Genomic DNA, 26,102 nt, shown 5'->3' with positions numbered 1-26,102 from the left:
CCCTCAAGGATTGAGCTTCGCACCGGCCCCGCCATTGTCGCTGCCGCCACTATCAGCGCCACCGCCATTGTCGCCAGCGCCACTATTGGCGGCGCCGCCATTGTCGCCGTCGTTGCTTTCGCCCGCGCCGTCACCATCGTCGACGCTGTCATCCACCGCCGGGTCGGCTGGCTTCAGCATGACGCCGTTGACGGTGACCGAGCCGTCCGCCTTGGTGCTGATGGCCCATTCCAGGCGGCCGTCCGGGAGCGTCTTGGCAAAACCCTTGGCCATGAGGGCGACAGGCACGTACTGCCCGATCTCCGGCTCCGCCTTTGCCGCCTCCTGCAAATGCTCCATGATCTTGTCGAAGCCGGCGACATCGACGGTGAGATTTGCATCCGGCTTCTGGCCGAAGCTTGTCATCTCACCTTCCAGCGCGATCTCCATGTCCTTGTTCTTCACGGTGCTGTGGGCGATGACGACCTTCGGCGCCTTGGCCAGGAAGTCGGCCTTGAGCTGGTCGCCGAACTCGGCCGTCAGCGGCAGATCCTGATTGAGATCAAAGGCTTCGATCGCCTTCTTCGCCATGCTGTCGAGATCGATATTGGCGCCGCCGAAGTTCAGGTCGATGTCGGTGGGCAGAAGCGCCACGCTCCAGCTAGGCAAAAGCTGCTGCGGCACGGTGAGACCCGACGCCTTGATGCCGTAGGTGACCTTGCCGCTCTGGGAAACGCCGTCGCTGCCGAACGCCGTGCTGAGCTGGGTTGCCCCGAAAGTGCCGATCGGGCTGTCGACCGCGAAATCCTTGAAGCCATAGGTGCCGTCGATGCGCTCCCAAACCGGAAGCGCGGCGCGCAGCAGCGACTTGAGCTGCGCCTGGTTTGCCTTCAGCGTCTTCTCATCCTCATTGGCCACGGCAAATGCCAGGAGGTCGAGCAGCGGCCTCGTCTGCACGCCCTTGCCGCTGGCTTCCACCGACAATTCCGGCGACTTGATCGTGACCGGAAAATTCAGCCCGTTCTCCGGATCGTCCAGTTTGATCGATTCGACGAAATTCGAAATCTTTTGCGACATCGTGAAATCGACGCCGCCGTTAGCGGCCTTGGTGGCGGCAATCGTCGCGGTGCCGGCGCCCGTGCTGGCCTCCATCTGCTGCTTGGCATCCTTCGATGCCATCGTCATGCCGGCCAACGAACTGGCACCGCTGATGAAGGCCGCCAGATTGGGATCATAGACGCCGGAACCCTTGCCGTCCTTGATCGAGAACTGCGTGCTTTGCAGCCCTTCCGGCCCGTTGAACTCGAAGGATCCGCTTTGCGAAAAATCCATCGAGACATCCCAGGTTCCGTCGCTGCGCGGCTTCACCAGCACGGCGTAGGGCGCGAAGTCGAGTTTCACCTTTCCCTGCTCGGGAAATGTCGCGGCAAGCGCCTTGAGATCGAACGCGACCTTGTAGGCGTCGCCTTCGACCGAGACCTTCAGAATGCCCTTGTCGAGCGCCTGTTTGCCGACATAGCGGGACAGGTCGTCGGACAATTGCTTGGCGCCCTTGCTGTCGACGGTCTGGCCGAAGGCGGGCGCGCTGATGAGAAGCGCGGCAAAGGCAAATGGCAACATACGGTTCACGGGAAGTCTCCGTTTGATCGAAAGGCAAAAATCGTTTCGCTGCCTTCTGGTAGGGAAATACCATCACAACTGCAAGATGATGACAGTCAGGCAATCGGCTTCAGCACCAGCCGCATCAGCGGCCGACCCGCCTTGCGTTCCACCAGCCTCTCGAACCCGGCCTTCTCGAACACACCCGACGAGCCGACGAAAAGGCCGATCGAGCGCGAATCGCGCGACAGGTCGATCGGGCAGGCCTCGACGAGCGTGCTCCGTTGCTGCGGGCGAAATCGATACCGCCTTCGACGAGGCGATGCGTGATGCCCCGGCCGCGCGCCTTGGCGCGGATGAAGAAGCAGGAGATCGCCCAGACGGCCGGATCGGAAGCGTCGGCGGGGTCGATCGGCGCCGAGCCCCTGCCCTTGTTGTTCCATTCGGGCACGTCGGCGCGCGGCCCGATCTGCATCCAGCCGACCGCCTTGCCGTCCTCAAGGGCCAGCAGCCCGGGCGGCGGGCCGGCTTCGATACGCGCCTTGATATGGTCCTTGTTGCGTTCGCGGCTGCTCTCGCGCCGCGCCGCCGTCGCCAGCCGGAAATGCGTGCACCAGCAGCCGTAGCAGGCACCCTGCTTGCCGAAAAGGTCCTCGAAGTCAGGCCAGAGCCCAGGCGCCAGCGGCACTATGGTCGTGCTCATACGGTTCTCCCCAGGCCAAGCTTGTCGCTGACCCTGCACTGTCGTACCATTGCCTCTGTTCTCTTTATGTTCGCAGTGATGGCGGCCCCTGTCAACAATCCCGATCACGGTTTTTGCCGTGACTGCCTGACGTTTCAGCGCAGTGAAACGCGCCGCTGCGAGCGCTGCGGCAGCCCTCGCCTTGCCCGTCATCCCGAGCTCTACCGGCTGCATCTGGCCCATATCGATTGCGACGCTTTCTATGCGGCGATCGAAAAGCGCGACAACCCGGCGCTCAAGGACAAGCCGCTGATCATCGGCGGCGGCAAGCGCGGGGTCGTGTCCACCGCATGCTACATCGCCCGCATCCGCGGCGTGCGTTCCGCCATGCCGATGTTCAAGGCGCTCGAGGCCTGCCCCGAGGCGGTCGTGATCCCGCCCAACATGGAAAAATATGTGCGCGTCGGCCGCGAGGTGCGCGCCATGATGCAGGCGCTGACGCCGTTGGTCGAACCGTTGTCGATCGACGAAGCGTTTCTCGACCTCGCCGGCACCGAACGGTTGCACGGCCTGCCGCCGGCCGTGGTGCTGGCGCGCTTCGCGCTGGCCGTCGAGAAGGAGATGGGTATCACCGTCTCTGCAGGCCTCTCCTACTGCAAGTTCCTCGCCAAGATCGCGTCGGACTTCCGCAAGCCGCGCGGCTTTTCGGTCATCGGCGAGGCCGAGGCGGTCGGCTTCCTGGCGACGCAGCCGGTGACCATGATCTGGGGCGTCGGCAAGGCGTTCAACGCCACGCTGGAACGCGACGGCATCCGCACCATCGGCCAGTTGCAGACGATGGAGCGTGGCGACCTGATGCGCCGCTACGGCGTGATGGGCGACCGGCTCTACCGGCTTTCGCGTGGTGAGGACGTTCGCCGCGTCGACCCCGACCAGGATGCCAAGAGCGTATCGGCCGAAACCACCTTCGACACCGACATCGCGTCGCTGGACGAGCTGGTCTCGGTGCTGCGAGGGCTTTCGGAAAAGGTCTCGGCGCGGCTGAAAAAATCAGGCATTGCCGGGCGCACCGTGGTGCTGAAGCTGAAGACCCAGGATTTCAAGCTGCGCACCCGCAACCGCCAGCTTGGCGACCCGACCAGGCTCGCCGACCGTATCTTCCAGACCGGGGTGGAGCTTCTCCGCAAGGAAACCGACGGAACGAAATTTCGATTGCTCGGCATCGGCGTCAGCGACCTCTCCGACGATGACAAGGCCGACCCGCCGGATCTCGTCGACGTCCAGTCGCGCAAGCGCGCCATGGCCGAAGGCGCCATCGATGCGCTGCGCGACAAGTTCGGCCGCAAGGCGGTGGAGACCGGCTATACGTTCGGCAGGGGCCGCGACGCTCATCCGCCGGAACCGCTGGAAGACTGACCTGGTGTGTCGAGATTCAGGTCAGGCCGAACCGAGAGTGATGGTTTCCGAGGAGCGGAGCGTACTTGAAGTACGTGAGCACCGGAAGCGCAGGAAACCATCGTTCGCAGGTCGGCCTCACCTGAATATCGACACACCCGTCAGGTGCGCGTCAGATCGATCCTGCTCGTCACCACGTTCTTGCCGGTTTTGGGATCGGTGTCGGTGACCGTCAGCCGGATGCCGTTCTCGCCTCGCTTCTCGACCGTCATCCGCGCCTTGCGATCGCCATTGACCTCCTGGGCCCAGCGGATGCCGAGATTGATCGCGTTGCCCGAACGGCTGCCGTTCAACTGTGCCGGACCCGTGCGGGACCCGACATAAACGCCGCTGTATTTCGCACCTGTGACCTTCAGATTGGCGCTGATGGCCCGTGACACCACAACGAGACCGCGGCAATTGCCATCAAGGGAGAGCGAGGTCGAGGTCGCATTTGACTTGAAGCTGCAGGAAACACTGACGTTCGGCACGTCCGTGGTCACCTGGACGGTGCCCTTGCCGGTAAAATTTCCCTTGAACGACTGAAGAAACTTGGTCTCGTCGGCGTGTGCCGCGCCTGCCGCGACCAAGAGGCAGCCGGCAAGCGCGAATTGCGCAAATGGTCTCATCGAAGTTCTCCTTGTCGATGCTGAAAGGCAGGACGTCCTGCGAAGCTCGGCTGAATATCGGGACTCAACGCCCACTGCCCTGTCAGGTTCCGCTGGCGACATGACCGTTTGCACATCACGCCATTGCAACTGGCCCAGAAGAATGAAGCGACTAGCGATTGCGGCGAGAGCCCCGGCCTGCGAGATAGCTGCCATGGCACCCACCCCCTCGATCCCCAAGGCCGCGTTCTGGATGGCGCTGTCGATTACCTCTTTCCTGGCGATGTCGGTCGCCGGCCGCGCCACCACAGCCGAACTCAACGTCTTCCAGGTGCTGGAACTGCGCTCGGTGATCGGCTTTTTCATCCTCTTGCCGCTGGTGCTGACGAGCGGCGGCTTCGCGGCGATGCGCACGCAGCGTCCCCTTGCCCATATTGTCCGCAATGTCGTCCACTATAGCGGCCAGGCGGCATGGCTCTACGCCTTGACGCTTATCCCGCTGGCGGTGCTGATCTCGATCGAATTCACCACGCCGATCTGGACGGCGATCCTGGCGGTGACGTTTCTCGGCGAAAGGCTCTCCCGGCCAAAACTCGCGGCGGTCGTGCTCGGGCTGATCGGCGTGGTGGTCATCGTTCGCCCCGGTGTCGGCTCGGCCGATCCAGGACATCTCGTCGTGCTCGGTGCCGCGGTCTGCTTCGGTATCTCTGTGGTCATGGTCAAGTCGCTGACGCGCACCGACAGCGTCGTGCGCATCATCTTCTGGATGCTGATCATCCAGTCGGTGGTCGGCCTCGTTCCGGCGCTCTATACGTGGCGCAATCCGCCGCTGGAGCTGTGGCCATGGATCGTTCTGATTGCCTTCTCCGGCATGTCGTCACATTTCTGTATGGCCCGCGCGCTTGTCTATGCCGACGCCACCGTCATTTCGCCGATGGATTTCCTGCGCGTACCGCTGTCGGCGCTGATCGGCTGGCTGCTTTACCACGAGCAGATCGACGCCTTCACCGCCGGCGGCGCGCTGCTGATCCTGACGGGCAATCTGCTCAACCTGCAGCGCAAGCCGGTAAAGCCGGCTGAAGTGGCGGCATCGTAGCGGTCCGCCAGTCAGTCGCCTGCGTCCGGTATGTTGAGAACATGCCCGCAGGCCTTGCAGTGCACCGCGTCCGGCTCGTGCCGCTGCAGCCCGCATTGCGGACAGGGGAAGAAAACCTTGGCCGGCCGGAAGATCGCCTGCGCCAGCCTGACGAACAGCGATATGCCGATGATCATGGTGACGATCGCCGTCAGCTTGCCGGCCATGCCCGGCAGCACGATGTCGCCGAAGCCGGTTGTCGTCACCGTCGCGACGGTGAAATAAAGCGCGTCGATGTAGTTTTCCAGACCGGCGCCGTTGCGGAAGAAGAAGGTGTAGACGAAGCCGGTGATGACGAACAGAAACGTCAACAGGTTGATGACCGCGTGGCTTGCCTCGCGCCACGGCCTCAGACCGCGCATCTCGAAATGCCGCCAGATCGAACCGCTGCGCGACAGCGACCACAGCCGCAGGATGCGCAGAAAACCGAGATTGGCGAGCGCCGTCGGCATCAGCAGCGTCAACAGGATGAAGACATCCACCCAGGAGGTCGGCTGCTTCATCAGCCGCAGCATGTCGTTGGAGGCCAGCAGCCTGGCGACCAGATCGGCGCCGACGAGCGCCGCCACCGCATAATCCAGCCACAGGAACGAGGCCGATTGCTGGATGACGGGTGTGGCGATGAAGAAGCCGATGATGGCCAGATCGATGACGATTGCCGCAACCTGAAACCGGAAGGCGGCCGGCGTGCGCCCATGATAGAGCCTGCGCAGCGTGTCGCGCAGCCGCGCCATCGCGGAACGATCCTGTGATGCTTGCTTGTCCGCGGCCTTCATGCCGATCGCGATGACATGGGCGGCATGTGCCGACGCCTGCCAGGGGCCCCGGTCACACCAGTTCCACTTCGACCACGCCGGGCACGGCGCGCATCGCCGAGGCGATTTGTGGCGAGACCCGGTAGCCGCCCTGCAAGGCGATCTCGACCTCGCCCTGCGCCTCTTCCTTGATCACGATGATGCTCACCTGGCTTTCGCCGCGCTGGGTGAGCTGGGACTGGATTATCGAGGCGGGCCCATCGTTCCTGACGAAAATGCGCAGCGCCTTTTGGATGCGGCTTGCCTCCTCCTCCAGCGATTGCACGGAATTGATCCGCAAATTAACGCCCTCGGGCCTGTCCTCGGCCGCAACGGTGATGACGACGGATCGGCCGGCTTCCAAAAGGTCACGGTACTGCGCCAATGCCTCGGAAAACAGCACGGCCTCGTACTGGCCGGAGGTGTCGGAAAAGGCCACCACGCCCATCTTGTTGCCGGTGCGCGTCTTGCGCTCCTGTTTGCTGGTCACCGTGCCGGCCAGACGGCCGGCGGAAGCGCCGCGCTTGACCGCGGCCGAGAACTCCGCCCAGTTCTGCACCCGCATCTTCTGCAAAGCCGCCTTGTATTCGTCGAGCGGATGGGCCGAGAGATAGAAGCCGACGACCTGGAATTCGCGGTGCAGCCGGTCGGCGGCGAGCCATGGATCCGTCACCGGCAGGTTCAGCGCCTGCGACTGTGCGCCGAGCGAAGCGCCGAAAATGTCGGCCTGGCCGGAAACGGCATTCTGCTGGGCAAGTGACGCCAGCCCCATCATCCGTTCGACGCCAGCCAGCAACTGGGCGCGGTCGTGGCCGAAACAATCGAGCGCGCCAGCCATGATCAGGCTTTCGAAGACGCGCTTGCCGACGATCTTGGGGTCGACCCTCTCGCAGAAATCGGCGAGATTCTTGAACGGCTTCTCGCCACGCACGGCAACGATGTGCTCGACCGCCGCATCGCCGACGCCCTTGAGCGCCGCCATCGAATAATAGATCCGGTTCTCGCCGACCTCGAAGGGCCGGAAGCTGGTCATAACAGACGGCGCCAGCACCTCGATGCCGAGGCGCAACGCATCCTGGCGGAAGTCGGCGAGCTTGTCGGTATTGCCCATGTCGAGCGTCATCGACGCCGCCAGGAACTCGACCGGATAATGCGCCTTGAGATAGGCCGTCTGATACGAGACGACGGCGTAAGCGGCGGCGTGCGACTTGTTGAAACCATAGTCGGCGAATTTGGCCAGCAGGTCGAAAATGAAGTCGGCTTGCGGCTTGCTGACGCCTCGCTCGACAGCGCCCGAGACGAAACGCTCGCGCTGCTTGTCCATCTCGGCGCGGATCTTCTTGCCCATGGCGCGGCGCAGAAGATCGGCTTCGCCGAGCGAATAGCCGGACAGCTCCTGCGCGATCTGCATGACCTGTTCCTGGTAGACGATGACGCCTTGCGTCTCCTTCACCAGATGGTCGATCTTCGGATGGATCGAGGCCATCTCCTCCTCGCCATGCTTTCTGGCGTTGTAGGTCGGGATGTTCTCCATCGGGCCCGGGCGGTAGAGAGCGACGAGCGCGATGATGTCCTCGATGCAGTCGGGCCGCATGCCGATCAGCGCCTTGCGCATGCCGGCACTTTCCACCTGGAACACGCCGACCACCTCGCCGCGCGACAGCATGGCGTAGGTCTCGGGATCGTCGAGCGGGATCGTCGCCAGGTCGATGTCGATGCCGCGCCGGCGGATCAGCTTCACCGCCGTCTCCAGCACGGTCAGCGTCTTCAGGCCGAGGAAGTCGAACTTCACCAGCCCGGCTTGCTCGACATATTTCATGTTGAACTGGGTGACCGGCATGTCGGAGCGCGGATCGCGGTACATCGGTACCAGTTCCGACAGTGGCCGGTCGCCGATGACGATGCCGGCGGCGTGTGTCGAGGCGTGGCGGTACAGCCCTTCCAGCTTCTGCGCCATGTCGAGCAGCGTCTGGACGATCGGCTCCTTCTCGGCCTCTTCGGCAAAACGCGGCTCGTTGGCGATGGCATCCGCGAGCTTGACCGGATTGGCAGGGTTCTGCGGCACCATTTTCGACAGCTTGTCGACCTGGCCATAGGGCATCTGCAGCACGCGGCCGACGTCGCGCAGCACGGCGCGGGCCTGCAGCGTACCGAAAGTGATGATCTGTCCGACCTGGTCGCGGCCGTATTTCTGCTGGACGTAGCGGATCACCTCTTCGCGACGATCCTGGCAGAAGTCGATGTCGAAGTCGGGCATCGACACGCGGTCGGGATTGAGGAAGCGCTCGAACAGCAGCGAGAAGCGCAGCGGATCGATATCGGTGATGGTCGTCGAATAGGCGACCAGCGACCCGGCGCCCGAACCACGGCCCGGCCCGACCGGAATGCCTTGCGCCTTGGCCCATTTGATGAAGTCGGCAACGATCAGGAAGTAGCCCGGGAATTTCATCTTCTCGATGATGCCGAGCTCGAATTCGAGCCGCTCGCGATATTGCTCGACCGTGTAGCCCGGCGTCGGTCCGTGCAGGGCGAGCCGCGCGTCGAGCCCTTCCCGCGCCTGGCGGGCGAGCTCGGCGGCCTCGGCCTTTTCGGCCGCGTCCTTGTCGGAGGCATCACCGCCGGTGAAGCGCGGCAGGATCGGGCTGCGGGTCTTCGGATAATAGGAACAGCGCTGCGCGATCTCGACCGTGTTGTCGATCGCTTCCGGCAGGTCGGCGAACAGCTTTGCCATGTCGGCCTGGCTGCGCAGGAAATTGTCCGGCGACAGCCGGCGGCGGGTGTCGACGGCAACAATGGAGCCCTCGGCAATGGCAATCAGCGCGTCATGCGCCTCATAATCGTCGCGCGACGAGAAAAACGCTTCATTGGTGGCGACCAGCGGAAGCTCATTCGCATAGGCGAGATCGATCGTCTGATGCTCGATGACCCGATCGTAGCCCGCGACCCGGTCCAGCTCGACATAGAGCCGGTCGCCGAACAGTGCCTTGAGCGCCAAAAGCCGCACCTCGGCCAGATCGCGGCGATCCTCCTTCAAGGCGTTGCCGATCGGGCCGCGCGGCCCGCCGCTCAGGCAGATCAGCCCATCGGCCTTACCCTCCAGCATCTCGGTTGTCAGGTGCACGGCCTCGCCGGGCGGCGTTTCCAGATAAACGCGGCTGACCAGCCTGACCAGATTGGAATATCCGGCTTCGGTCGCGGCGAGCAGCACGACCGGCCGCATCTCCGGGCCTTGCCGGCGGCGATCGCGCTGGCCGTCGCTGTTTTCACCGGAAAAGGCGAGCGCAATCTGGCAGCCGATGATCGGCTGGATGCCGTCCTTGACCGCCTTCTGCGCGAATTCCAGCGCGCCGAAAAGATTGTTGGTGTCGGTGACGGCAATCGCAGGCGCCTCGTCCTTCACCGCGTGACCAACGATCTTGCCGAGCTGAAGCGCGCCCTCGAGCAGCGAATAGGCCGAATGCACGCGCAGATGCACGAAGGGCCGCGCCGGCACCTCCGGACGCGCAGCCGCAATCGCGGCTTCGCGCTTCAGAGGATCGCGTGGAAGTCTGTCATCCGCCATGGTTTCTCGCGCTGCCGAAGGCTCTGAGTCGATGGAGATGTATTGTCCGGGACCCGACGATACCAGTCCAGCACAAACGACAGTCAGCCACAGGCTTGCTGCGGCCTGCCGGCTAAGGTCTGTTGAGATTCAGGTCAGGCCGGCCTCACCCGAATATCAACAGACCTCAGGCGAATTCCATGATCACGGCGTCCACCGCCAGGCTGTCGCCCGGCTTGGCGTTGAGCTTCGACACGACCAGGTCGCGTTCGGCGCGCAGCACGTTTTCCATCTTCATCGCCTCGACCACGGCCAAGGTCTCGCCGGCCTTGACCTCCTGGCCTTCGGCGACGGCGATCGACACGACGAGGCCGGGCATCGGGCACAGCAGCAGTTTCGACGTGTCCGGCGCCACTTTTTCCGGCATCAGTCTTTCGAGCTCGGCGATACGCGGCAGCATGGCGCGCGCGGTCACCGACATGCCTTTCCAGGCGATGCGAAGACCGTTGGCGACGGGCCGGATCTGGGCGACGACGGAGCGTTTGCCGACCGTGCCGCGCCAGATCAGGTCGCCCGGCCGCCAGTCGGATGAAACGGTCAGCGCCTTGCCGCCGTCGATCGACAGGTCGATCTCCATCGGAATGGAAATCATGCCTTCGAGGATGGACGCCTGGAGATGGTCCTCGCCGATCTTCACCACCCAGTCGCGCTTGAGCACGCCCGAATGCGGTGCCAGCCGCCCGCCCAGCCGGTCGAGCCGGTCGCGGCGCAACAGTTCCACCGCGGTCACGATCGAGGCGAGAACGGCCTTTTCTTCGCCGCTCGGCACGACGGGCGCAAAACCGTCGGGGTATTCCTCGGCGATGAAGCCGGTCGATATCGCCCCTTCCCGCCAGCGCGGATGCTGCATCAGCGCCGCCAGGAACGGAATGTTGTGCTCGATGCCGTCGACGACAAAGCTGTCGAGCGCTTCCGACATGGCATCGATTGCCTCGAGCCGTGTCGGCGCCCAGGTGCACAGTTTGGCGAGCATCGGGTCATAGAACATCGAAATCTCGGAACCCTCGGTGACGCCGGTGTCGTTGCGGATGACGACATCGCCGAATTGCCCTTCCTCCGGCGGCCGGTAGCGCGTCAGCCGGCCGATCGACGGCAGGAAATTGCGATAGGGATCCTCGGCATAGAGCCGGCTTTCCACCGCCCAGCCATCCAGCTTGATGTCGCTTTGCTTCAGGCCAAGCTTTTCGCCGGCGGCGACGCGGATCATCTGCTCGACCAGATCGATGCCGGTGACAAGCTCGGTCACCGGATGCTCGACCTGCAATCGTGTATTCATTTCAAGGAAATAGAAGTTCTTGTCCTTGTCGACGATGAACTCGACCGTGCCGGCGCTCTGGTAGTCGACGGCCCTGGCCAGCGCCACCGACTGTTCGCCCATCGCCTTGCGCGTCTTGGCGTCGAGGAACGGCGACGGCGCCTCTTCCGCCACCTTCTGGTTGCGGCGCTGGATCGAGCATTCGCGCTCGCCGAGATAGAGCGCGTTGCCATGCGCGTCGGCCAGCACCTGGATCTCGATATGGCGCGGATCAACAACGAACTTTTCGATGAACACACGGTCGTCGCCGAACGAACTCTTGGCCTCGGAGCGAGCGCGGTCAAAACCGTCGCGCACTTCGGACTGGTTCCAGGCAATGCGCATGCCCTTGCCGCCGCCGCCGGCCGAGGCCTTGATCATCACGGGATAGCCGATCTCGCCGGCGATCTTTTCGGCGTGGTCGGCATTCTCGATGACGCCAAGCCAGCCGGGCACGGTCGAAACCTCGGCCGCGTTGGCGAACTTCTTCGATTCGATCTTGTCGCCCATCGCCTTGATCGCCTTGGGCTTCGGGCCGATGAAGACGATGCCTTCCTTCTCCAGCGCTTCGCAGAAGGCAGCGCGCTCGGACAGGAAGCCATAACCGGGATGCACAGCCTGAGCCCCGGTTTCCTTGCAAGCCGCGATGATCTTCTCAGGGACAAGATAACTCTGCGCGGCCGGCGAAGGCCCGATATGCACCGCCTCGTCGGCCATCTCAACATGCACGGCATCGCGATCGGCATCGGAATAGACCGCGACTGTGGCAATCCCCATCTTGCGCGCCGTCTTGATGACGCGACAGGCGATCTCGCCACGATTGGCGATCAGGATTTTCGTGAACATGCTGAGGTCATTCCCCTCCGGTCGGTCGTTCCTTTTATGACCTGTGCTTGCGGGGTCAAGCCGGCCATGCAAATCACTGGCTTTCAATCGATTTGCGATTCCAATTCTTCGCTGTGGCCCAGTCTCGGAACCAGCTTCCAGTTGATCGTGTCGATAAAACCTGAAACCTTGGAAAAAAATTCGCATTGGAGGACGCCTGATGAAAACCCGCGCCGCTGTCGCTGTCGCCGCCGGAAAGCCGCTGGAGATAATGGAGGTCGACCTCGACGGTCCGCGCGAGGGCGAGGTGCTGGTCGAGATCAAGGCGACCGGCATCTGCCACACCGATGAGTTCACGCTGTCGGGCGCCGATCCGGAAGGCCTGTTTCCGGCGATCCTGGGGCATGAGGGCGCCGGCGTGGTGGTCGATGTCGGCAAGGGCGTCACCTCGGTCAAGAAGGGCGACCACGTCATTCCGCTTTACACGCCGGAATGCCGGCAGTGCCCGTCCTGCCTGTCCCGCAAGACCAATCTGTGCACGGCGATCCGCGCCACGCAGGGCCAGGGCCTGATGCCCGACGGCTCGTCGCGCTTCTCGATCGGCAAGGACAAGATCTTCCACTATATGGGCTGCTCGACCTTCTCCAACTTCACCGTTCTGCCCGAGATCGCGGTAGCCAAGGTCAACCCGGACGCCCCCTTCGACAAGATCTGCTACATCGGCTGCGGCGTCACCACAGGCATCGGCGCCGTCATCAACACCGCCAAGGTCGAGCAAGGCGCGACCGCGGTGGTCTTCGGCCTGGGCGGCATTGGCCTCAATGTCATCCAGGGCCTGAAACTGGCCGGCGCCGATATGATCATCGGTGTCGATCTTAACAACGACAAGAAGGAATGGGGCGAACGGTTCGGCATGACGCATTTCGTCAATCCGAAGGAGATCGACGGCGACATCGTCCCTCACCTCGTCAACATGACCAAGCGCGGCGCCGACCAGATCGGCGGCGCCGACTACACGTTCGACTGCACCGGCAACACCAAGGTGATGCGCCAGGCGCTGGAAGCCTCGCACCGCGGCTGGGGCAAGTCGGTCATCATCGGCGTCGCCGGCGCCGGCCAGGAAATTTCGACGCGCCCGTTCCAACTGGTCACCGGCCGCACCTGGATGGGCACCGCCTTCGGCGGCGCGCGCGGCCGCACCGACGTGCCGAAGATCGTCGACTGGTACATGGACGGCAAGATCCAGATCGATCCGATGATCACCCATCTGCTGAAACTGGAAGACATCAACAAGGGGTTCGACCTCATGCATGAGGGCAAGTCGATCCGAAGCGTCGTCGTTTATTGAAGCAAGCCACACGCCGCCGACCGACCGGCCAGCGACCTCTGTGGTTCAAAACTGGGAGGAGAAAAGAATGGCGGAGAAACTGCATCCGAAAATCGACAATGGCCTGCCCAAGGAGAGCGCGAGCTTTGCCGGCGGCACGCTGGTCTGCGCCTGCACCAGCAAGCCGGTCAAGGTGAAGGTCAAGGGCCAGATCGCCCACAACCACGCCTGCGGCTGCACCAAATGCTGGAAGCCGGAAGGCGCCATATTCTCGGTGGTGGCCGTTGCCGGAACCGGCGACGTCACCGTCACCGAGAACGGCGACAAGCTGAAAGTGGTCGACCCCTCGGCCCTGATTCAGCGCCATGCCTGCACCGGCTGCGGCGTCCATATGCACGGTCCGGTCGAGCGCGACCATCCGTTCAAGGGCTTGTCCTTCATCCACCCCGAGCGCTTCGTCGAGGATGGCTGGTCACCGCCGGGCTTCACCGCCTTCGTCTCGTCGATCATCGAATCCGGCGTCGACCCGAAACGGATGGACGGCATCCGGGCGCAGTTGAAGTCGATCGGGCTCGAACCCTATGACTGCCTCAACCCCGGCCTGATGGACTATATCGCCACCTGGACGGCGAAGAAGTCAGGCGCCTTGCCGGCCTGAACGCTATAAGATTTCAAGCAGGGGCCGGACACGTTCCGGCCCCTGTCCGTTTCGGAGAGACTATGCCCGCACCTGCCATCTACGTCGACGCTGACGCCTGCCCGGTCAAGGCCGAGGTCGAAAAAGTCGCCGAGCGCCTTGGCGTCGTCGTCACCTACGTCTCCAATGGCGGCTTGCGGCCCTCGCGCGACCCGATGATCCGCAATGTCGTGGTCTCCAAGGGAGCCGACGCCGCAGACGACTGGATCGTCGAGAACGCCAAATCCAACGATGTCGTGGTGACGGCGGACATTCCGCTCGCCGCTCGTGCGGTAGCGCTCGGCGCCCACGTGCTCGGGCCAACCGGACGGCCATTCACGCCCGAAACCATCGGCATGGCGGTGGCCATGCGCGACCTCAAGCAGCATTTGCGCGAAACCGGCGAGAGCAAGGGCTACAATGCCTCTTTCGCGCCGCAGGACCGTTCGCGGTTCCTCGGCGAACTCGACCGTATCTTGCGGCGCGCCCTGAAATCCGCCACACCCAGCTAGAAACAGAGCGCCATCCAGGGTGGAGACCGCCATGGCCGCCGAACCTCCGATCCCAAAACCCATGCAGCGGCATATGCTGTTTGCAATGTCGGCGTGCTTCGGTGCGCTTGCGTTCCTTGTCGCGTTGCTGCTGCATGCCCAGCTGGCCTATTCGATCGGCGCCAACGCCTTTTTCGCCGCTTACGTCATTCTCGTCGTCAGCCAGATGCCCAAATTCACCGGCAAATATCTGAGCAAGAATGCCCGCGCAACCGACCAGCCGGTGCTGGTCATCTTCGCCGTGACGTTCGTCGTCGTTGTGGTCGCAGTTATCTCACTGTTCCTCCTGATCAATCAGAAGAACAGGGGCAACTCCGTCGAGCTCGGTTTCGCGCTGCTGTCGATCCCGCTCGGCTGGTTCACCATCCATGCCATGGCCGCACTTCACTATGCGCATGTCTATTGGATGGACGGCGATGCGGTCGACGCCGAAACCAAGACGAAAATCCCGGTCGGCGGATTGCTGTTTCCAGGCGACAAGCGCCCGGAAGGCTGGGATTTCCTCTATTTCTCGACGGTCATCGGCATGACCGCGCAAACCGCTGACACCAACATATCGACCACGCATATGCGTTGTGTCGTGCTCGTTCACTCGATCCTGTCGTTCTTCTTCAACACCGTCATTGTCGCCGCGGCCGTCAATCTCGCTGTCAGCCTGGGCGGTCCGTAATAAATCCGTGATCGGGTGAAACATCGGTTTGGATCGCGACGTATCAGGAGGACAATGAACGCGCAGGCCACGCCGTGACGCCGGGAGACGAGACAAGATGGAATCCGTTGCCAGAAGCCAATCCGCCACCGGGCCGGACGCTCCCGTGTCGAGCGACAGCACGCTGATCTACCGGCAATCGCGCTGGACGCGGCTGACGCACTGGATCTGGGCCATCTCGCTGTTCTTCATGCTGCTTTCCGGCCTGCAGATCTTCAACGCCCGGCCGCAGCTCTACATCGGCAAGCAATCCGGCTTCGGCTACAACAACACCATCTTCGAAATCGGCGCCGAAAACACGAGCACCGGGCCGCGCGGCTACACGGCAATCTTCGGGCACCGCTTCGACACGACCGGCGTGCTTGGCTGGTCGGGTCCGCCAGGCAACGAGACGGCGCGCGGCTTCCCGTCCTGGGCGACCATCCCGTCCTACTATGATCTCGGCACCGCCCGCGTCATCCACTTCTTCTTCGCCTGGATCCTGACGACGACCTTGCTCGTCTGGCTGGTCGCCGGCCTGGTCAATGGCCATATCAGGCGCGATCTCGCCCCGCGCCTCGACGAGCTCAAGCGGCTGCCACGCGACATCGTCGACCATGCCAAGCTGAAATTCCACCATACGCGCGAATACAACACCTTGCAGAAGATGGCTTATGGCGGGGTGCTGTTCGTGCTGTTGCCACTGATGATCATCACCGGCCTTGCCATGTCGCCCAGCATGAATTCGGTGCTGCCCTTCCTCAACGAGGTGCTCGGCGGACGGCAGACGGCGCGGACCATCCATTTCACCGTCATGCTGCTGCTCGTCGGCTTCTTCATCATCCACATCCTGATGATCCTGGCCGCCGGCCCGATCAACGAATTGCGCTCGATCATCACCGGCTGGTACCGCACCGACCCTCCCGCGCATGACGACAAGACCACCGAGAGGAGTGCCTGACATGGCGAAATTCCAGATCAGTCGAAGGAAATTCCTGACCGCAGCCAGCCTTGGCGCCTCCGGCATCATGCTGTCGGGTTGCGACGCCTTCGACAGCCAGTTGAGCATCGGCAGCGGCCTGCGCAGCTTCCTCGAAAACGCCAATGGCCTGACATATCGCGCGCAGCGCCTGCTTGCCGGCCGTGACGCTCTGGCGCCGGAATTCACCGAGGCCGATATCCGCCAGCCGCAGCGGCCGAACGGCGTCACCGCGCCTGACGATGACACCTACAAGGGTCTGCTCGCCAACAATTTCGCCGACTGGCGGCTGGAAGTCTCGGGCCTCGTCGAAAAGCCGCTGTCGCTCAGCCGCGAACAGCTTCAGAACATGCCGAGCCGCACCCAGATCACCCGCCATGACTGCGTCGAGGGCTGGAGTTGCATCGCCAAATGGACGGGCACGCCGCTGTCGCTGGTGCTCGACCAGGCGGTGGTCAAGCCTGAGGCGCGCTATGTCATGTTCCATTGCCTCGACACGATCGACCGCAGCCTGTCCGGCGACATCAAATATTACGGCACGATCGACCTGATCGACGCCCGCCATCCGCAGACGATCCTCGCCTATGGCCTGAACGGCAAACCCTTGCCGGTCGAGAATGGCGCGCCGCTGCGCGTCCGCGTCGAGCGCCAGCTCGGCTACAAGATGCCGAAATATCTCTACAAGATCGAACTGGTCGACGGCTTCGCCAATGTCGGCGGCGGCCGCGGCGGTTATTGGGAAGACAATGGCTACGACTGGTATGGCGGAATTTGATGACCGCTCGCATACACGCCGAGCACGATTTGTCGCCGATCGAGTTGAGTTGGCTCGAGGAACGCCTCCACAACGACAACCGGCGCGCGACAGACCGCGCCGATGACCGGGGGCTGACTTTCGTTATTCGCGACGGCGCGGGAAACGCGATCGGCGTTGCTGCCGGTTACTCTTGGGCGAATACGTCCGAGCTGACATTGATGTGGATTGACGAGGCCTATCGAGGTCGCGGCTATGCAAGCCAGTTGCTCAGCGCTTTTGTCGCTGAGGCAATCGATCGCGGCGTCAGGAGAATTTGGGTCTCCAGCCACGACTTCCAGGCGCCGGGTCTCTATGAGAAGGCTGGCTTCCAGCGCATCGCCGAACTCTCGGAATGGCCCGAAGGCCACTCCAACATCATCCTTTGTAAAACGATAGCAGCCGACGGCGCGCTTTAGGCGACTTTCTCGAGCAGCGGCCTCAGCGCCGGATGGATCTCCGGCGAGGCATGCTTGATCAGGGTCAGCAGTGCACGCTCGTTCTCATACAAGGGTCGGTTCGCCCCAATATGCTCGACCAGCCATTTGGCTTCGCCGGCATCTATGGTCTCGGCACGGCGGGCCAAGGCCTCGGCCGCCCTGTTCTTGGCTTCCCATTCGGCCTCGATGTCATCGGGCGACCGGTAGGCCTCGATGATGCCGGCAAGGCCGCCGGAGACCATACGGCTGAAGAAGCCGCCGATTTGCGGATCGGCGCGTTCGAGGAAGTTTTCCTGGCGCAGCGCCACGTCGCGGGTCGGCGCTTCATAGCCGGCCGAGCACATGACGAAATTGGCGATCGCCTTGACGAACAGGTCGTTCCAGGACGGATCGTTCTTGGCCTGGGCGGTCTGTTCATTGATCCTGAACAGCACCTCGGCCTCGCCGCGGGTGATGGCGATGTTGCCGTCGCCGCCATGGGCGTGGAGGATACGCCGCAGCAATTCGACTTCCGCCTTGGCGATCAGTCCGGGCACCAGCGCGCCGCCCAGCATCAGCGGTCCCTTGCCGTCGATGACGGCGTGCGCAACCTGCTCCAGCGCGTAGACGCAAAGCTTGCCCGGCGAGGACCTCGCCTCTTCCAGCACATGGACCAGCAATTCGAGTTCGGTGCGGCTGTCGACCATGCCGTCACGCGAAATGGTGCGGACCAGCCAGTCGGCATTCTCCTGCGAGATGTAGCCCGAGGGCTTTTCCTGATGGACGATGTAGTCGGTCACCGCCTCGACGAAGAACGGTGCCCATTCCGCGCATTTGTCCTGGGCTGTCTGGTCAAGAGCGAACAGCGCCTCGGCCTCGCCTCGTGTCACCACGCCATCGGCGAACACGTCGCGACGCAGCATCGCCACGTCCTCCGAGGCGATGCGATTCTTCGAGGTCAGCCCCGCCACCGGCGCGCTCATGATCAATTCGCCCATCTGTCGTCCCCGTCCGCCCCGAAGCCTTACATCGTGCCTGCTATATCAGGAGTGTCTTGAAAAACCGGCAAACGGCGTGGTTAGCGAAGACTTGCCTGCCAAGGCATGTCGCCCGAAATGCGCAGCCAGAGCGCATGGGCTCGATCCGTTTCAGCGACGCGCTTTAAATGTCGCTGGGAGGTGACAAGGTGTCGCCGACGGGCTATGGATGGCGCGTCGAGGGCTCGGGGTTCTGAGTCCTACCTGTTTGCGGGAGAGAGCAGCGAGAGCTGCCGCCGAAGGGGAAATCGCCCGAAATCTCTCAGGCAAAAGAACCGTAGACGGGAAAGACACTCTGGAAAGTCGGGGCTTGCCCCCGCGCCGAAGGTGTAAGCGCCGCTGACAGAGTTCCGGCTGCGCGAGTCTCTCAGGCTTCAGACAGAGGGGCACGGACTGGTCGCCATTCGCGGCCGATTGCGTGCGACTCTGGAGACGACATGACGGGCGACGACTCAAAACACCTTCCCCTCGAAGATATCCACACAGCCGCTGGTGCGCGGTTCGGCGCCTTTGCCGGCTGGTCGATGCCGCTGACCTATCCGGCCGGTGTCATGAAGGAGCATCTGCATACCCGCGAGCATGCCGGCCTCTTCGACATCTCGCACATGAAATTGTTCGAGGTCAGCGGGCCGCAGGCGGTTGCGCTGCTCAACCGCGCTTGCCCGCTGGATGCCGGCGTGCTCGAAATCTCGCAGTCGAAACTGTCCTTCTTCCTCAATGAGGCCGGCGGCATCCTCGACGACCTGATCGTCACCCGGCTCGGCGATACCAGGTTCATGGTGGTTGCCAATGCCGGCAACGCCGTCGCCGACGAAAAGCATCTGCGTGAGTTGGCCGCCGATTTCGATGTCGAGGTCGAGCCGCTCGACCGCGTCTTCCTGGCCATCCAGGGTCCGGAAGCCTGGGCGGCACTCTCCCGTGCCGGCATCGAGACCGGCGCGCTGCTGTTCATGCACGGGGTCGAGCCGCGGAAAGACTGGTTCATGAGCCGGTCGGGCTATACCGGCGAGGACGGTTTCGAGATCGGCCTGCCAGAAGCCGATGCGCGCGCCCTTGTCGCGAAGCTGCTCGAGGATGAGCGCGTTCTATGGATCGGCCTTGCCGCGCGCGACAGCCTGCGGCTCGAGGCCGGGCTTTGCCTGCATGGCCAGGACATCACCCCGGAGACAGATCCGGCCGCAGCCGCGCTGATGTGGGCAATCCCCAAGGAGATCCGCGCGTCCGGCGCTTTCATCGGCGCAGACGCCCTGCGCGCCGCCGTCGAACGCGGCCCGGCGCAAAAGCGTGTCGGGCTGAAACCAGACGGCCGCCAGCCGGTGCGTGCCGGCGCTGCGCTGTTCGACGCCGACGGCAATCCTGCGGGCCATGTCACATCGGGTGGGTTCGGGCCCTCGGCCGGCCATCCGGTCGCCATGGGCTATGTCGCCGCATCGCTGGCAAAGCCTGGCACACGGGTGTTCGCCGATGTGCGCGGCACGAAGATTCCCGTCGATATCAGTTCCCTGCCCTTCACCCCTCATCGCTACCGCAAAGGATAGATTTCATGGCAACGACCTATTTCACCGCTGATCACGAATGGCTCCGCGTCGAAGGCGGCATCGCCACCGTCGGCATCACTGACTACGCGCAGGAGCAACTCGGTGACCTCGTCTTCGTCGAACTGCCGGAGACCGGAAAGAAGCTGACCAAGGGCGATACCGCCGTCGTGGTCGAATCCGTCAAGGCGGCCTCTGACGTTTACGCGCCGGTTGACGGCGAGATCACCGAGGCCAACGGCACGCTGTCTTCCGACCCGTCGCTGGTCAACTCGGCCGCCACCGGCGCCGGCTGGCTGTGGAAGATGAAGCTCGCCGACGAAAGCCAGCTCGCCGGCCTCATGGATGAGGCCGCCTACAAAGCCCATATCGCCTGAAATCAGGACTAGAGATGATGACCACAGCACTCACCCCCTTCTCGGCCCGCCATATCGGTCCTGGTGTCAACGATGTCAGAGCCATGCTTGCGGTGATCGGCGTTCCCTCCGTCGAGACGCTGATCAGCCAGGCCGTGCCGCAGTCGATTCGCCTCGACATGCCGCTGACCTTGCCCGCGCCAGCCAGCGAAGCCGAAGCGCTGGCCGAATTGTCGGCGATCATGGCTGGGAATACCGTGCTGAAGAGCTTCATCGGCGCCGGCTATCACGGCGTCCACGTGCCGCCGGTCATCCAGCGCAATCTGTTCGAGAATCCGGCCTGGTACACGGCCTACACGCCCTATCAGGCCGAGATCAGCCAGGGCCGCCTGGAAATGCTGTTCAATTTCCAGACCTTGGTCGCAGAATTGACCGGATTGCCGGTGGCGTCCGCCTCGCTGCTCGATGAGGCAACCGCTGTCGCCGAAGCGGTCGGCATCGCGCTGCGCCACCACCGCGACAAGCGCACCAAGGTGGCCTTCGCCGGCACGCCGCATCCGCAGACGCTGGATGTGGTGCGCACCCGCGCCGAACCGCTCGGCATCGAGATTGACGGAGAGACGATCGACGACAACACCGCCGCCTTGCTCGTCTCCTGGCCCGACACGTTCGGCGTCTATGGCGACCACAAGGCCGCGATCGACAAGGCTCGCGCGACAGGCGCCATCGTTGTCTTCATCGCCGATCCGCTTGGCCTGACGCTGACCGATGCGCCGGCGAAACTTGGCGCCGACATCGCGGTGGGCCCGATGCAGCGCTTTGGCGTGCCGATGGGCTTTGGCGGCCCGCACGCCGCCTACTGCGCCGTCTCCGACAAACTGACGCGCCTCATGCCCGGCCGTCTCGTCGGCCAGTCGACCGACAGCAAGGGCCGGCCCGGCTACCGCCTCGCCCTGCAGACGCGCGAACAGCATATCCGCCGCGACAAGGCGACCTCCAACATCTGCACCGCGCAGGCGCTGCTTGCCAACATGGCGACGGCCTATGCCATCTGGCACGGCCCCGCCGGGCTGCAGGCGATCGCCGGGCGCATCCACGCGCTGGCCAATCGCCTGGCGAGCGGGCTCAAAGCGGCAGGCGTGTCGGTGCTCGGCGCCAGGCGCTTCGACACGGTGACGGTCGAGGTGAAAGGCGAGGCCGCGCAAATCGCCGCTGCTGCCGAAAAGACCGGCCGGCTGCTGCGCGTCCTCGACGCCGACCATGTCGGCATCGCATTCGACGAGACCTCGACCGACGCCGATCTCGACGCGATCGCTTCCCTGTTCGGCGCCAAGGCTGCTCCCTCGGCCGACAGCACCGTTCCCGGCAAGCCGCGCGGAAAAGAGTTTCTGACCCAGCCGGTCTTCAACGAGAACAAGTCGGAAACCGACATGATGCGCCTGCTGCGCCGGCTGGCCGACAAGGATCTGGCGCTCGACCGCTCCATGATCCCGCTCGGGTCCTGCACCATGAAGCTCAATGCGGCGGCCGAAATGATGCCGGTAAGCTGGCCAAGCATCGCCAATCTGCATCCTTTCGCGCCGGCCAGCCATTCGGCCGGCTATCGCGCCATGATCGGCGAGCTGGAAGGCTGGCTGTCGGAAATCACCGGTTTCGACGCGGTCAGCCTGCAGCCCAATGCCGGCAGCCAGGGCGAATATGCCGGCCTGCTCGCCATCCGCGCCTATCACCGCTCGCGCGGCGAAGGCCATCGCACCGTCTGCCTGATTCCCTCCTCCGCGCATGGCACCAATCCGGCAAGCGCGGCGATGGCCGGCATGAGCGTCGTCGTCGTGCGCTGCCTGGAGGACGGCAATATCGACATGGACGATATGCGGGCCAAGGCCAACGAGCATTCCAAGAACCTCGCGGCGCTGATGTTCACCTATCCCTCGACGCATGGCGTCTACGAAGAAGGCGCCCGCCACCTCTGCGCCCTCATCCATGAGCATGGCGGCCAGGTCTATTTTGACGGCGCCAACCTCAACGCCCTGGTCGCGCTCGCCCGGCCCGCGGATATCGGCGCCGATGTCTGCCACATGAACCTGCACAAGACCTTCTGCATCCCGCATGGCGGCGGTGGCCCCGGCATCGGCCCGATCGGCGTCAGGGCGCACCTGAAGCCTTATCTGCCGGGCCATGTCACCGAAGGCTCGGCGCATGCCGTGTCGGCGGCACCCTTCGGCAGCGCTTCCATCCTGCCGATCACCTGGATGTACATCCGCATGATGGGCGCCGCCGGACTGAAGCATGCAACCGAGACCGCCATCATCTCGGCCAACTATGTGGCGACACGGCTCGCGCCGCACTTCCCGCTGCTCTACAAGGGCCGGCACGATCGCATCGCGCATGAATGCATCCTCGACACCCGCGTGCTCAAGGAGAGCGCCGGCATCAGCGTCGACGACATCGCCAAGCGCCTGATCGACTACGGCTTTCACGCGCCCACCATGTCGTTCCCGGTAGCCGGCACGCTGATGGTCGAGCCGACGGAATCCGAGCCGAAGCGCGAACTCGACCGCTTCTGCGAGGCGATGATCGCCATTGCCGGCGAAGCGGCGAAAGTCGCCAGGGGCGACTGGCCCTTGGCCGACAACCCGCTGGTCAACGCGCCGCACACCGCCGCCGAGACGCTGGCCGGACAATGGACCCACCCCTACTCGCGTCTGGAAGCGGCCTATCCGGCCGGCGATGCCGATACGGCAGCCAAGTACTGGCCGCCGGTGTCGCGCATCGACAATGTCGCCGGCGACCGCAATCTGGTCTGCTCCTGCCCGCCGCTGTCGGATTATCTCGGGGCGGCCGAATAGCCGCCTCTCGGCCTATGCCGAGCGCAAGGCCGGCTTGACCGGCTCGGCCTTGCCCATTCTTTTGTGGCTGATGACGCAGTTTCGGCCAGCGCGTTTGGCCGCGTAGAGTGCGGCGTCCGCCTCGGCCAGCACCTCGTCGAGGCGGCTGCCGTCGGCGGCGCCAAAGCCGATGCCGCCGCTGACCGTGCTGCGCAATGGACCGAGCGGGGTAGGAACGATTTCAGTGCCGAAGGCCACGCCGATCTTGCTGGCAAGATCATGGGCCCTCTCTTCCGTCATCCGCGACATGACGATGGCGAACTCCTCGCCGCCCAGGCGAAAGGCGTCGACGCCGGTTCTGGCATATTTCCGGATGACGGCGGCGAAGCGGCACAGGACCTGGTCCCCGACCGGGTGGCCATAGATGTCGTTGGTCCGCTTGAAGTGATCGAGGTCGAACATGACGACCGCCATGAAGGGGCCGAAGGGGCGCTCGCCATGGAGCGACATCAACCCGCGACGGTTCATCAGCCCGGTCAATGGATCGGTCATCGTCTCGGCCTTCAACTCGATCTGCGCCTGCAGGTGATGAAGCGAGAGCGTCAAGGCGCCGAGGCCGGTCATGCAGGCGACCGCAACGACCGAATTCAGACGTTCGGCCCAGTTGTCCGGCGCCGCCCCGAGCGTCCATTGCCCCTTGGCCATCAGAACCACGCCGCAAAGGGCAAACGACACCGCACAGGTGCCGCTCAGGAACGAAACCACCAGCAGGATCCGGCGATCGTGGCTGCCATTGACCCAGAACATGGCCCCGATCGTCGACAGCAGCACGGTGACCGTCGCGTAGGTGATGATGAAGCCGACGCCGTCAAGGCCAAGGAAGGTCACGGCCGCGCAGACAGCCATGGCGGCAAGTGTCGGCACGATCGCACGCCTGTGGTCCGGCACGCCGAGATACTGCATGGCCGAAAGGCAGATGATCAGGAAGCCCAGGCTGAGCAGCGCCAGCGCGATCTGGCAAAGCAGCGGATCGGGCTCCTTGGTGTAGCGCCAGAACAGGATCACATGCGCGACAAGCACGATAATGCCGCACGCCACCGTCAGCACGAAACGCGCCCGCGGCGCAGTGAGCCAGATGGCAAACATGGTGACGGCCAGGCATGTGCCCGACAGCGCGGCCGCGAGCAGGAGCGAACTGAAATCCAGCATATCGGGCGGCGGCCTCTCCAGCGTCGGCGGTTACGCCGCATTCTAGGTCAGCGGCAGCCCTCGAACATGGTTTTCAGCCGATCTTTCGATCCAAGCTGCGGTTACGGTTTACAAAGCGTCGACAGTGCTTGTGCGGAAATCGCCCCTTGGCCGGCGCAAAGGTCAAACGCGCATCAGCCCTTGTTCAGCAGTGCGAGATTGGCGTTGACGACCGTCGGGTCGGCCATGCCGGCCTTCGCCTCGAGCAGCAGTGCCCTGGCCTTCTTCTTGTTGCCGCGCAGCAGTTGCGAATAGCCCATATTGTTGACGATCTGCGGTTTGCGGCCGGCGACTTTCAGCAACTGGCCGTAGGCGCGGTCGGCAAAGTCGAAGCGGCCGAGCTCGTCATAGGAGGCGGCCAGCCCCATCCAGGCCTCCGCATTGTCGGCCTTCAGCTCGACGGCCTTGCGGAAATGCTGTTCGGCGAGACCATAATTGGCGTCGCGAAACTGTGCCTTGCCTTGCGCCAGGTCGGATGTGTCGACATCCTTCGCCGCAGGCTGGATCGCCGTCGTCTTGGTCGTGTCGACGTTGTTGTTCGTCGTGCACCCGGACACAATCAAGACGGCCGCCATTGCGGCCATTGCGGTGAAACTCTTGTGACGCATGCCCTGCCCCGTCGCCCGATTTGCCGGGTCGTTGTTCAGGAAACACGATACATGCGAGCGATTAAGCTTCGGTGCTGAAATGCGCCTAAAATTTGGTTCCCGGTATACCGGCCATTAACCACCGGCACCGCCACCTCATCAAGGCGGCGAGCAGCGGTGTCACCGCTCCAGGATCTTGAGCGCTTCTGGAACCGGATAGCGGCTGCCGTCATAGCGCAGCCGGTAGGTCTTGTTCACGGGTTTGCCGGGATGGGACTGGCACTCGCCATTCTCGTCGACGGACGGCTCGTCGGTGTCGTTCCGCTCCGCCAGAATGATATCGCGATAGCCGTGATGGCTCGTCGTGCCCATCGTCAGGCTGACCCGGTTGGAATAGAAGGACCCCGCGCAACTGGCGTCGCCTTCACCATGGTATCCGGCAACGACGAGGCCGTCGAGCATCACGCGCAGCGCATTGCCGGAGAGAACATAGAGCCGCAAATCGGTTTCTCGGAACGGATTGGGCCGCGAACTGCCCAGCATATCGATACGCAGGCCGAACGCCGTGATGCCAGGCGCCAGCCCATAGCGGCCGGTATCGAATTCGATCTTGTCAATGGCGATGGCATCATCGTCCATCAGCCCGGGCTGGAGCAGGCGCTGGCGGACCTGCCGGCTGTTCCTGTCGACGACCAGAAGCTCGATGTCGCCGACATGCGCGCCGTCGCCGGATTGAGAGCTGTCGATCAGCGGCACCGCGACCAGTAGCAGGTCGTCATGGGCTGGCCAGATCTTGCAGATCACGCCGAAAGGCGTTTCGCCGTACCGGAGCGTCGAGACGATACTGGTATGGGGTTCGAGCGTAAACGAGGCGCCGTCGGCGCTCAGTCGTGCCTTGGGATAGGCTTGCTGCACCAGCGCGGCGGCATCGCCGCAATCGTCGGCCGCGACTTGGCCGGACCACAGGCTGGCGACGGCGAGAGCGGCGGCACACAACACTTTTCGCATGGGGTTCTCACGTCGCGGGGCCGCGTTTAGGCAGAATGACGGTTGTCCGTCACTGCTCTGGATTTGTCGACTCTCATTGCTGAGTTTGCAGATCCCGACGCTGTCTGAATTGCCAGCGT

The 26,102-nt window shown here is 63.6% G+C and carries 21 protein-coding genes, 1 pseudogene and 1 riboswitch; of the genes and pseudogenes, 12 read left to right on the top strand and 10 right to left on the bottom strand.

What is annotated here, in order from left to right; all coding sequences use genetic code 11:
• Positions 1-3: 3 nt before the first annotated feature.
• Complete coding sequence (locus JG746_RS18950; RefSeq protein ID WP_244730895.1) at positions 4-1,599, bottom strand: hypothetical protein; 1,596 nt, start codon at positions 1,597-1,599, stop codon at positions 4-6.
• Positions 1,600-1,694: 95 nt separating this feature from the next.
• Positions 1,695-2,281, bottom strand: a pseudogene (locus JG746_RS18945) (N-acetyltransferase family protein).
• A 66-nt stretch (positions 2,282-2,347) separates the two neighbouring features.
• Here JG746_RS18945 and JG746_RS18940 point away from each other — a divergent pair.
• Positions 2,348-3,676 (top strand): DNA polymerase IV, encoded by a 1,329-nt coding sequence (locus JG746_RS18940; RefSeq protein WP_202354187.1) that lies wholly within the window; start codon positions 2,348-2,350, stop codon positions 3,674-3,676.
• 140 nt (positions 3,677-3,816) lie between these two features.
• Here the strand turns inward: JG746_RS18940 and JG746_RS18935 are convergent, their stop codons facing one another.
• The gene (locus tag JG746_RS18935; protein WP_202359402.1) at positions 3,817-4,323 is read right to left on the bottom strand and encodes a hypothetical protein; all 507 of its coding nucleotides are present in this window, start codon (positions 4,321-4,323) and stop codon (positions 3,817-3,819) included.
• 193 nt (positions 4,324-4,516) lie between these two features.
• Here JG746_RS18935 and JG746_RS18930 point away from each other — a divergent pair, with 193 nt between their 5' ends.
• Positions 4,517-5,398: a DMT family transporter gene (locus JG746_RS18930; RefSeq protein ID WP_202354186.1), complete on the top strand. Its 882-nt coding sequence runs from the start codon at positions 4,517-4,519 to the stop codon at positions 5,396-5,398.
• Between the two features lie 11 nt (positions 5,399-5,409).
• Here JG746_RS18930 and JG746_RS18925 read toward each other — a convergent pair whose 3' ends face one another.
• The 3 genes from JG746_RS18925 to JG746_RS18915 all read right to left on the bottom strand — a co-directional run bounded on the left by JG746_RS18925 (position 5,410) and on the right by JG746_RS18915 (position 11,972).
• The gene (locus JG746_RS18925) at positions 5,410-6,213 is read right to left on the bottom strand and encodes an ion channel (protein ID WP_202354185.1); all 804 of its coding nucleotides are present in this window, start codon (positions 6,211-6,213) and stop codon (positions 5,410-5,412) included.
• A 52-nt stretch (positions 6,214-6,265) separates the two neighbouring features.
• Positions 6,266-9,793 (bottom strand): DNA polymerase III subunit alpha, encoded by a 3,528-nt coding sequence (dnaE, locus tag JG746_RS18920; RefSeq protein WP_202354184.1) that lies wholly within the window; start codon positions 9,791-9,793, stop codon positions 6,266-6,268.
• A 166-nt stretch (positions 9,794-9,959) separates the two neighbouring features.
• Complete coding sequence (locus JG746_RS18915) at positions 9,960-11,972, bottom strand: acetyl-CoA carboxylase biotin carboxylase subunit (protein WP_202354183.1); 2,013 nt, start codon at positions 11,970-11,972, stop codon at positions 9,960-9,962.
• Positions 11,973-12,171: 199 nt separating this feature from the next.
• On the opposite strand from JG746_RS18915, the gene JG746_RS18910 reads away from it, so the two are divergent.
• From JG746_RS18910 to JG746_RS18880, 7 genes are all read left to right on the top strand, one after another.
• Positions 12,172-13,299, top strand: a complete 1,128-nt coding sequence (locus JG746_RS18910; RefSeq protein ID WP_096446548.1) for an S-(hydroxymethyl)glutathione dehydrogenase/class III alcohol dehydrogenase — start codon at positions 12,172-12,174, stop codon at positions 13,297-13,299.
• 67 nt (positions 13,300-13,366) lie between these two features.
• Complete coding sequence (gfa, locus tag JG746_RS18905) at positions 13,367-13,936, top strand: S-(hydroxymethyl)glutathione synthase (RefSeq protein ID WP_096446550.1); 570 nt, start codon at positions 13,367-13,369, stop codon at positions 13,934-13,936.
• A 62-nt stretch (positions 13,937-13,998) separates the two neighbouring features.
• Entirely contained in the window at positions 13,999-14,466 is a 468-nt protein-coding gene (locus JG746_RS18900) for a YaiI/YqxD family protein (protein WP_056572226.1), read from the top strand.
• Between the two features lie 31 nt (positions 14,467-14,497).
• Complete coding sequence (locus JG746_RS18895; RefSeq protein WP_202354182.1) at positions 14,498-15,175, top strand: DUF1345 domain-containing protein; 678 nt, start codon at positions 14,498-14,500, stop codon at positions 15,173-15,175.
• A gap of 97 nt (positions 15,176-15,272) precedes the next feature.
• Entirely contained in the window at positions 15,273-16,154 is an 882-nt protein-coding gene (locus JG746_RS18890; protein ID WP_202354181.1) for a cytochrome b/b6 domain-containing protein, read from the top strand.
• Position 16,155: 1 nt separating this feature from the next.
• On the top strand, positions 16,156-16,947 hold the full coding sequence (locus JG746_RS18885; RefSeq protein WP_202354180.1) for a molybdopterin-binding protein: 792 nt from the start codon (positions 16,156-16,158) through the stop codon (positions 16,945-16,947).
• A gap of 29 nt (positions 16,948-16,976) precedes the next feature.
• Positions 16,977-17,384, top strand: a complete 408-nt coding sequence (locus tag JG746_RS18880; RefSeq protein ID WP_244730326.1) for a GNAT family N-acetyltransferase — start codon at positions 16,977-16,979, stop codon at positions 17,382-17,384.
• Here JG746_RS18880 and JG746_RS18875 read toward each other — a convergent pair.
• Entirely contained in the window at positions 17,381-18,382 is a 1,002-nt protein-coding gene (locus tag JG746_RS18875; RefSeq protein WP_202354179.1) for a hypothetical protein, read from the bottom strand. The two genes, JG746_RS18880 and JG746_RS18875, sit on opposite strands and share 4 nt — an antisense overlap.
• A gap of 240 nt (positions 18,383-18,622) precedes the next feature.
• Positions 18,623-18,709, top strand: a riboswitch (glycine riboswitch).
• Between the two features lie 149 nt (positions 18,710-18,858).
• Here JG746_RS18875 and gcvT point away from each other — a divergent pair.
• From gcvT to gcvP, 3 genes are read left to right on the top strand one after another with little or no spacing between them, the layout of a single operon-like run.
• Positions 18,859-19,959 carry a glycine cleavage system aminomethyltransferase GcvT gene (gene gcvT / locus JG746_RS18870; RefSeq protein ID WP_202354178.1) on the top strand — a complete coding sequence of 367 codons (1,101 nt, stop codon included), beginning with the start codon at positions 18,859-18,861 and terminating at the stop codon, positions 19,957-19,959.
• Between the two features lie 5 nt (positions 19,960-19,964).
• Positions 19,965-20,333 (top strand): glycine cleavage system protein GcvH, encoded by a 369-nt coding sequence (gene gcvH, locus JG746_RS18865; protein ID WP_202354177.1) that lies wholly within the window; start codon positions 19,965-19,967, stop codon positions 20,331-20,333.
• 14 nt (positions 20,334-20,347) lie between these two features.
• A complete protein-coding gene (gene gcvP, locus JG746_RS18860; protein WP_202354176.1) occupies positions 20,348-23,161 on the top strand; it encodes an aminomethyl-transferring glycine dehydrogenase in 2,814 nt (937 codons plus the stop codon).
• A gap of 12 nt (positions 23,162-23,173) precedes the next feature.
• On the opposite strand, the gene JG746_RS18855 is transcribed toward gcvP, so the two are convergent.
• From JG746_RS18855 to JG746_RS18845, 3 genes are all read right to left on the bottom strand, one after another.
• Positions 23,174-24,349 (bottom strand): GGDEF domain-containing protein, encoded by a 1,176-nt coding sequence (locus tag JG746_RS18855; protein ID WP_202354175.1) that lies wholly within the window; start codon positions 24,347-24,349, stop codon positions 23,174-23,176.
• 173 nt (positions 24,350-24,522) lie between these two features.
• Positions 24,523-24,996 (bottom strand): hypothetical protein, encoded by a 474-nt coding sequence (locus JG746_RS18850; RefSeq protein ID WP_202354174.1) that lies wholly within the window; start codon positions 24,994-24,996, stop codon positions 24,523-24,525.
• A 159-nt stretch (positions 24,997-25,155) separates the two neighbouring features.
• A complete protein-coding gene (locus JG746_RS18845; RefSeq protein ID WP_202354173.1) occupies positions 25,156-25,983 on the bottom strand; it encodes a hypothetical protein in 828 nt (275 codons plus the stop codon).
• Between the last annotated feature and the right edge of the window lie 119 nt (positions 25,984-26,102).

The organism is Mesorhizobium sp. 113-3-3, assembly GCF_016756495.1.
Lineage (GTDB): Bacteria > Pseudomonadota > Alphaproteobacteria > Rhizobiales > Rhizobiaceae > Mesorhizobium.
This window is presented reverse-complemented; position numbering and strand designations above follow the sequence as displayed.

Excerpts from the sequence above, each read along its gene's own strand:
- JG746_RS18850 (WP_202354174.1), bottom strand. The coding sequence starts at position 24,996 with ATGCGTCACAAGAGTTTCACCGCAATGGCCGCAATGGCGGCCGTCTTG.
- JG746_RS18890 (WP_202354181.1), top strand. The coding sequence starts at position 15,273 with ATGGAATCCGTTGCCAGAAGCCAATCCGCCACCGGGCCGGACGCTCCC.
- JG746_RS18930 (WP_202354186.1), top strand. The coding sequence starts at position 4,517 with ATGGCACCCACCCCCTCGATCCCCAAGGCCGCGTTCTGGATGGCGCTG.
- gcvT (WP_202354178.1), top strand. The coding sequence starts at position 18,859 with ATGACGGGCGACGACTCAAAACACCTTCCCCTCGAAGATATCCACACA.
- JG746_RS18940 (WP_202354187.1), top strand. The coding sequence starts at position 2,348 with ATGTTCGCAGTGATGGCGGCCCCTGTCAACAATCCCGATCACGGTTTT.
- JG746_RS18885 (WP_202354180.1), top strand. The coding sequence starts at position 16,156 with ATGGCGAAATTCCAGATCAGTCGAAGGAAATTCCTGACCGCAGCCAGC.
- dnaE (WP_202354184.1), bottom strand. The coding sequence starts at position 9,793 with ATGGCGGATGACAGACTTCCACGCGATCCTCTGAAGCGCGAAGCCGCG.
- JG746_RS18950 (WP_244730895.1), bottom strand. The coding sequence starts at position 1,599 with ATGTTGCCATTTGCCTTTGCCGCGCTTCTCATCAGCGCGCCCGCCTTC.
- JG746_RS18895 (WP_202354182.1), top strand. The coding sequence starts at position 14,498 with ATGGCCGCCGAACCTCCGATCCCAAAACCCATGCAGCGGCATATGCTG.
- JG746_RS18875 (WP_202354179.1), bottom strand. The coding sequence starts at position 18,382 with ATGGGCGAATTGATCATGAGCGCGCCGGTGGCGGGGCTGACCTCGAAG.
- JG746_RS18925 (WP_202354185.1), bottom strand. The coding sequence starts at position 6,213 with ATGAAGGCCGCGGACAAGCAAGCATCACAGGATCGTTCCGCGATGGCG.
- JG746_RS18935 (WP_202359402.1), bottom strand. The coding sequence starts at position 4,323 with ATGAGACCATTTGCGCAATTCGCGCTTGCCGGCTGCCTCTTGGTCGCG.
- JG746_RS18915 (WP_202354183.1), bottom strand. The coding sequence starts at position 11,972 with ATGTTCACGAAAATCCTGATCGCCAATCGTGGCGAGATCGCCTGTCGC.
- JG746_RS18910 (WP_096446548.1), top strand. The coding sequence starts at position 12,172 with ATGAAAACCCGCGCCGCTGTCGCTGTCGCCGCCGGAAAGCCGCTGGAG.
- JG746_RS18845 (WP_202354173.1), bottom strand. The coding sequence starts at position 25,983 with ATGCGAAAAGTGTTGTGTGCCGCCGCTCTCGCCGTCGCCAGCCTGTGG.
- gcvP (WP_202354176.1), top strand. The coding sequence starts at position 20,348 with ATGATGACCACAGCACTCACCCCCTTCTCGGCCCGCCATATCGGTCCT.
- gfa (WP_096446550.1), top strand. The coding sequence starts at position 13,367 with ATGGCGGAGAAACTGCATCCGAAAATCGACAATGGCCTGCCCAAGGAG.
- JG746_RS18900 (WP_056572226.1), top strand. The coding sequence starts at position 13,999 with ATGCCCGCACCTGCCATCTACGTCGACGCTGACGCCTGCCCGGTCAAG.
- gcvH (WP_202354177.1), top strand. The coding sequence starts at position 19,965 with ATGGCAACGACCTATTTCACCGCTGATCACGAATGGCTCCGCGTCGAA.
- JG746_RS18855 (WP_202354175.1), bottom strand. The coding sequence starts at position 24,349 with ATGCTGGATTTCAGTTCGCTCCTGCTCGCGGCCGCGCTGTCGGGCACA.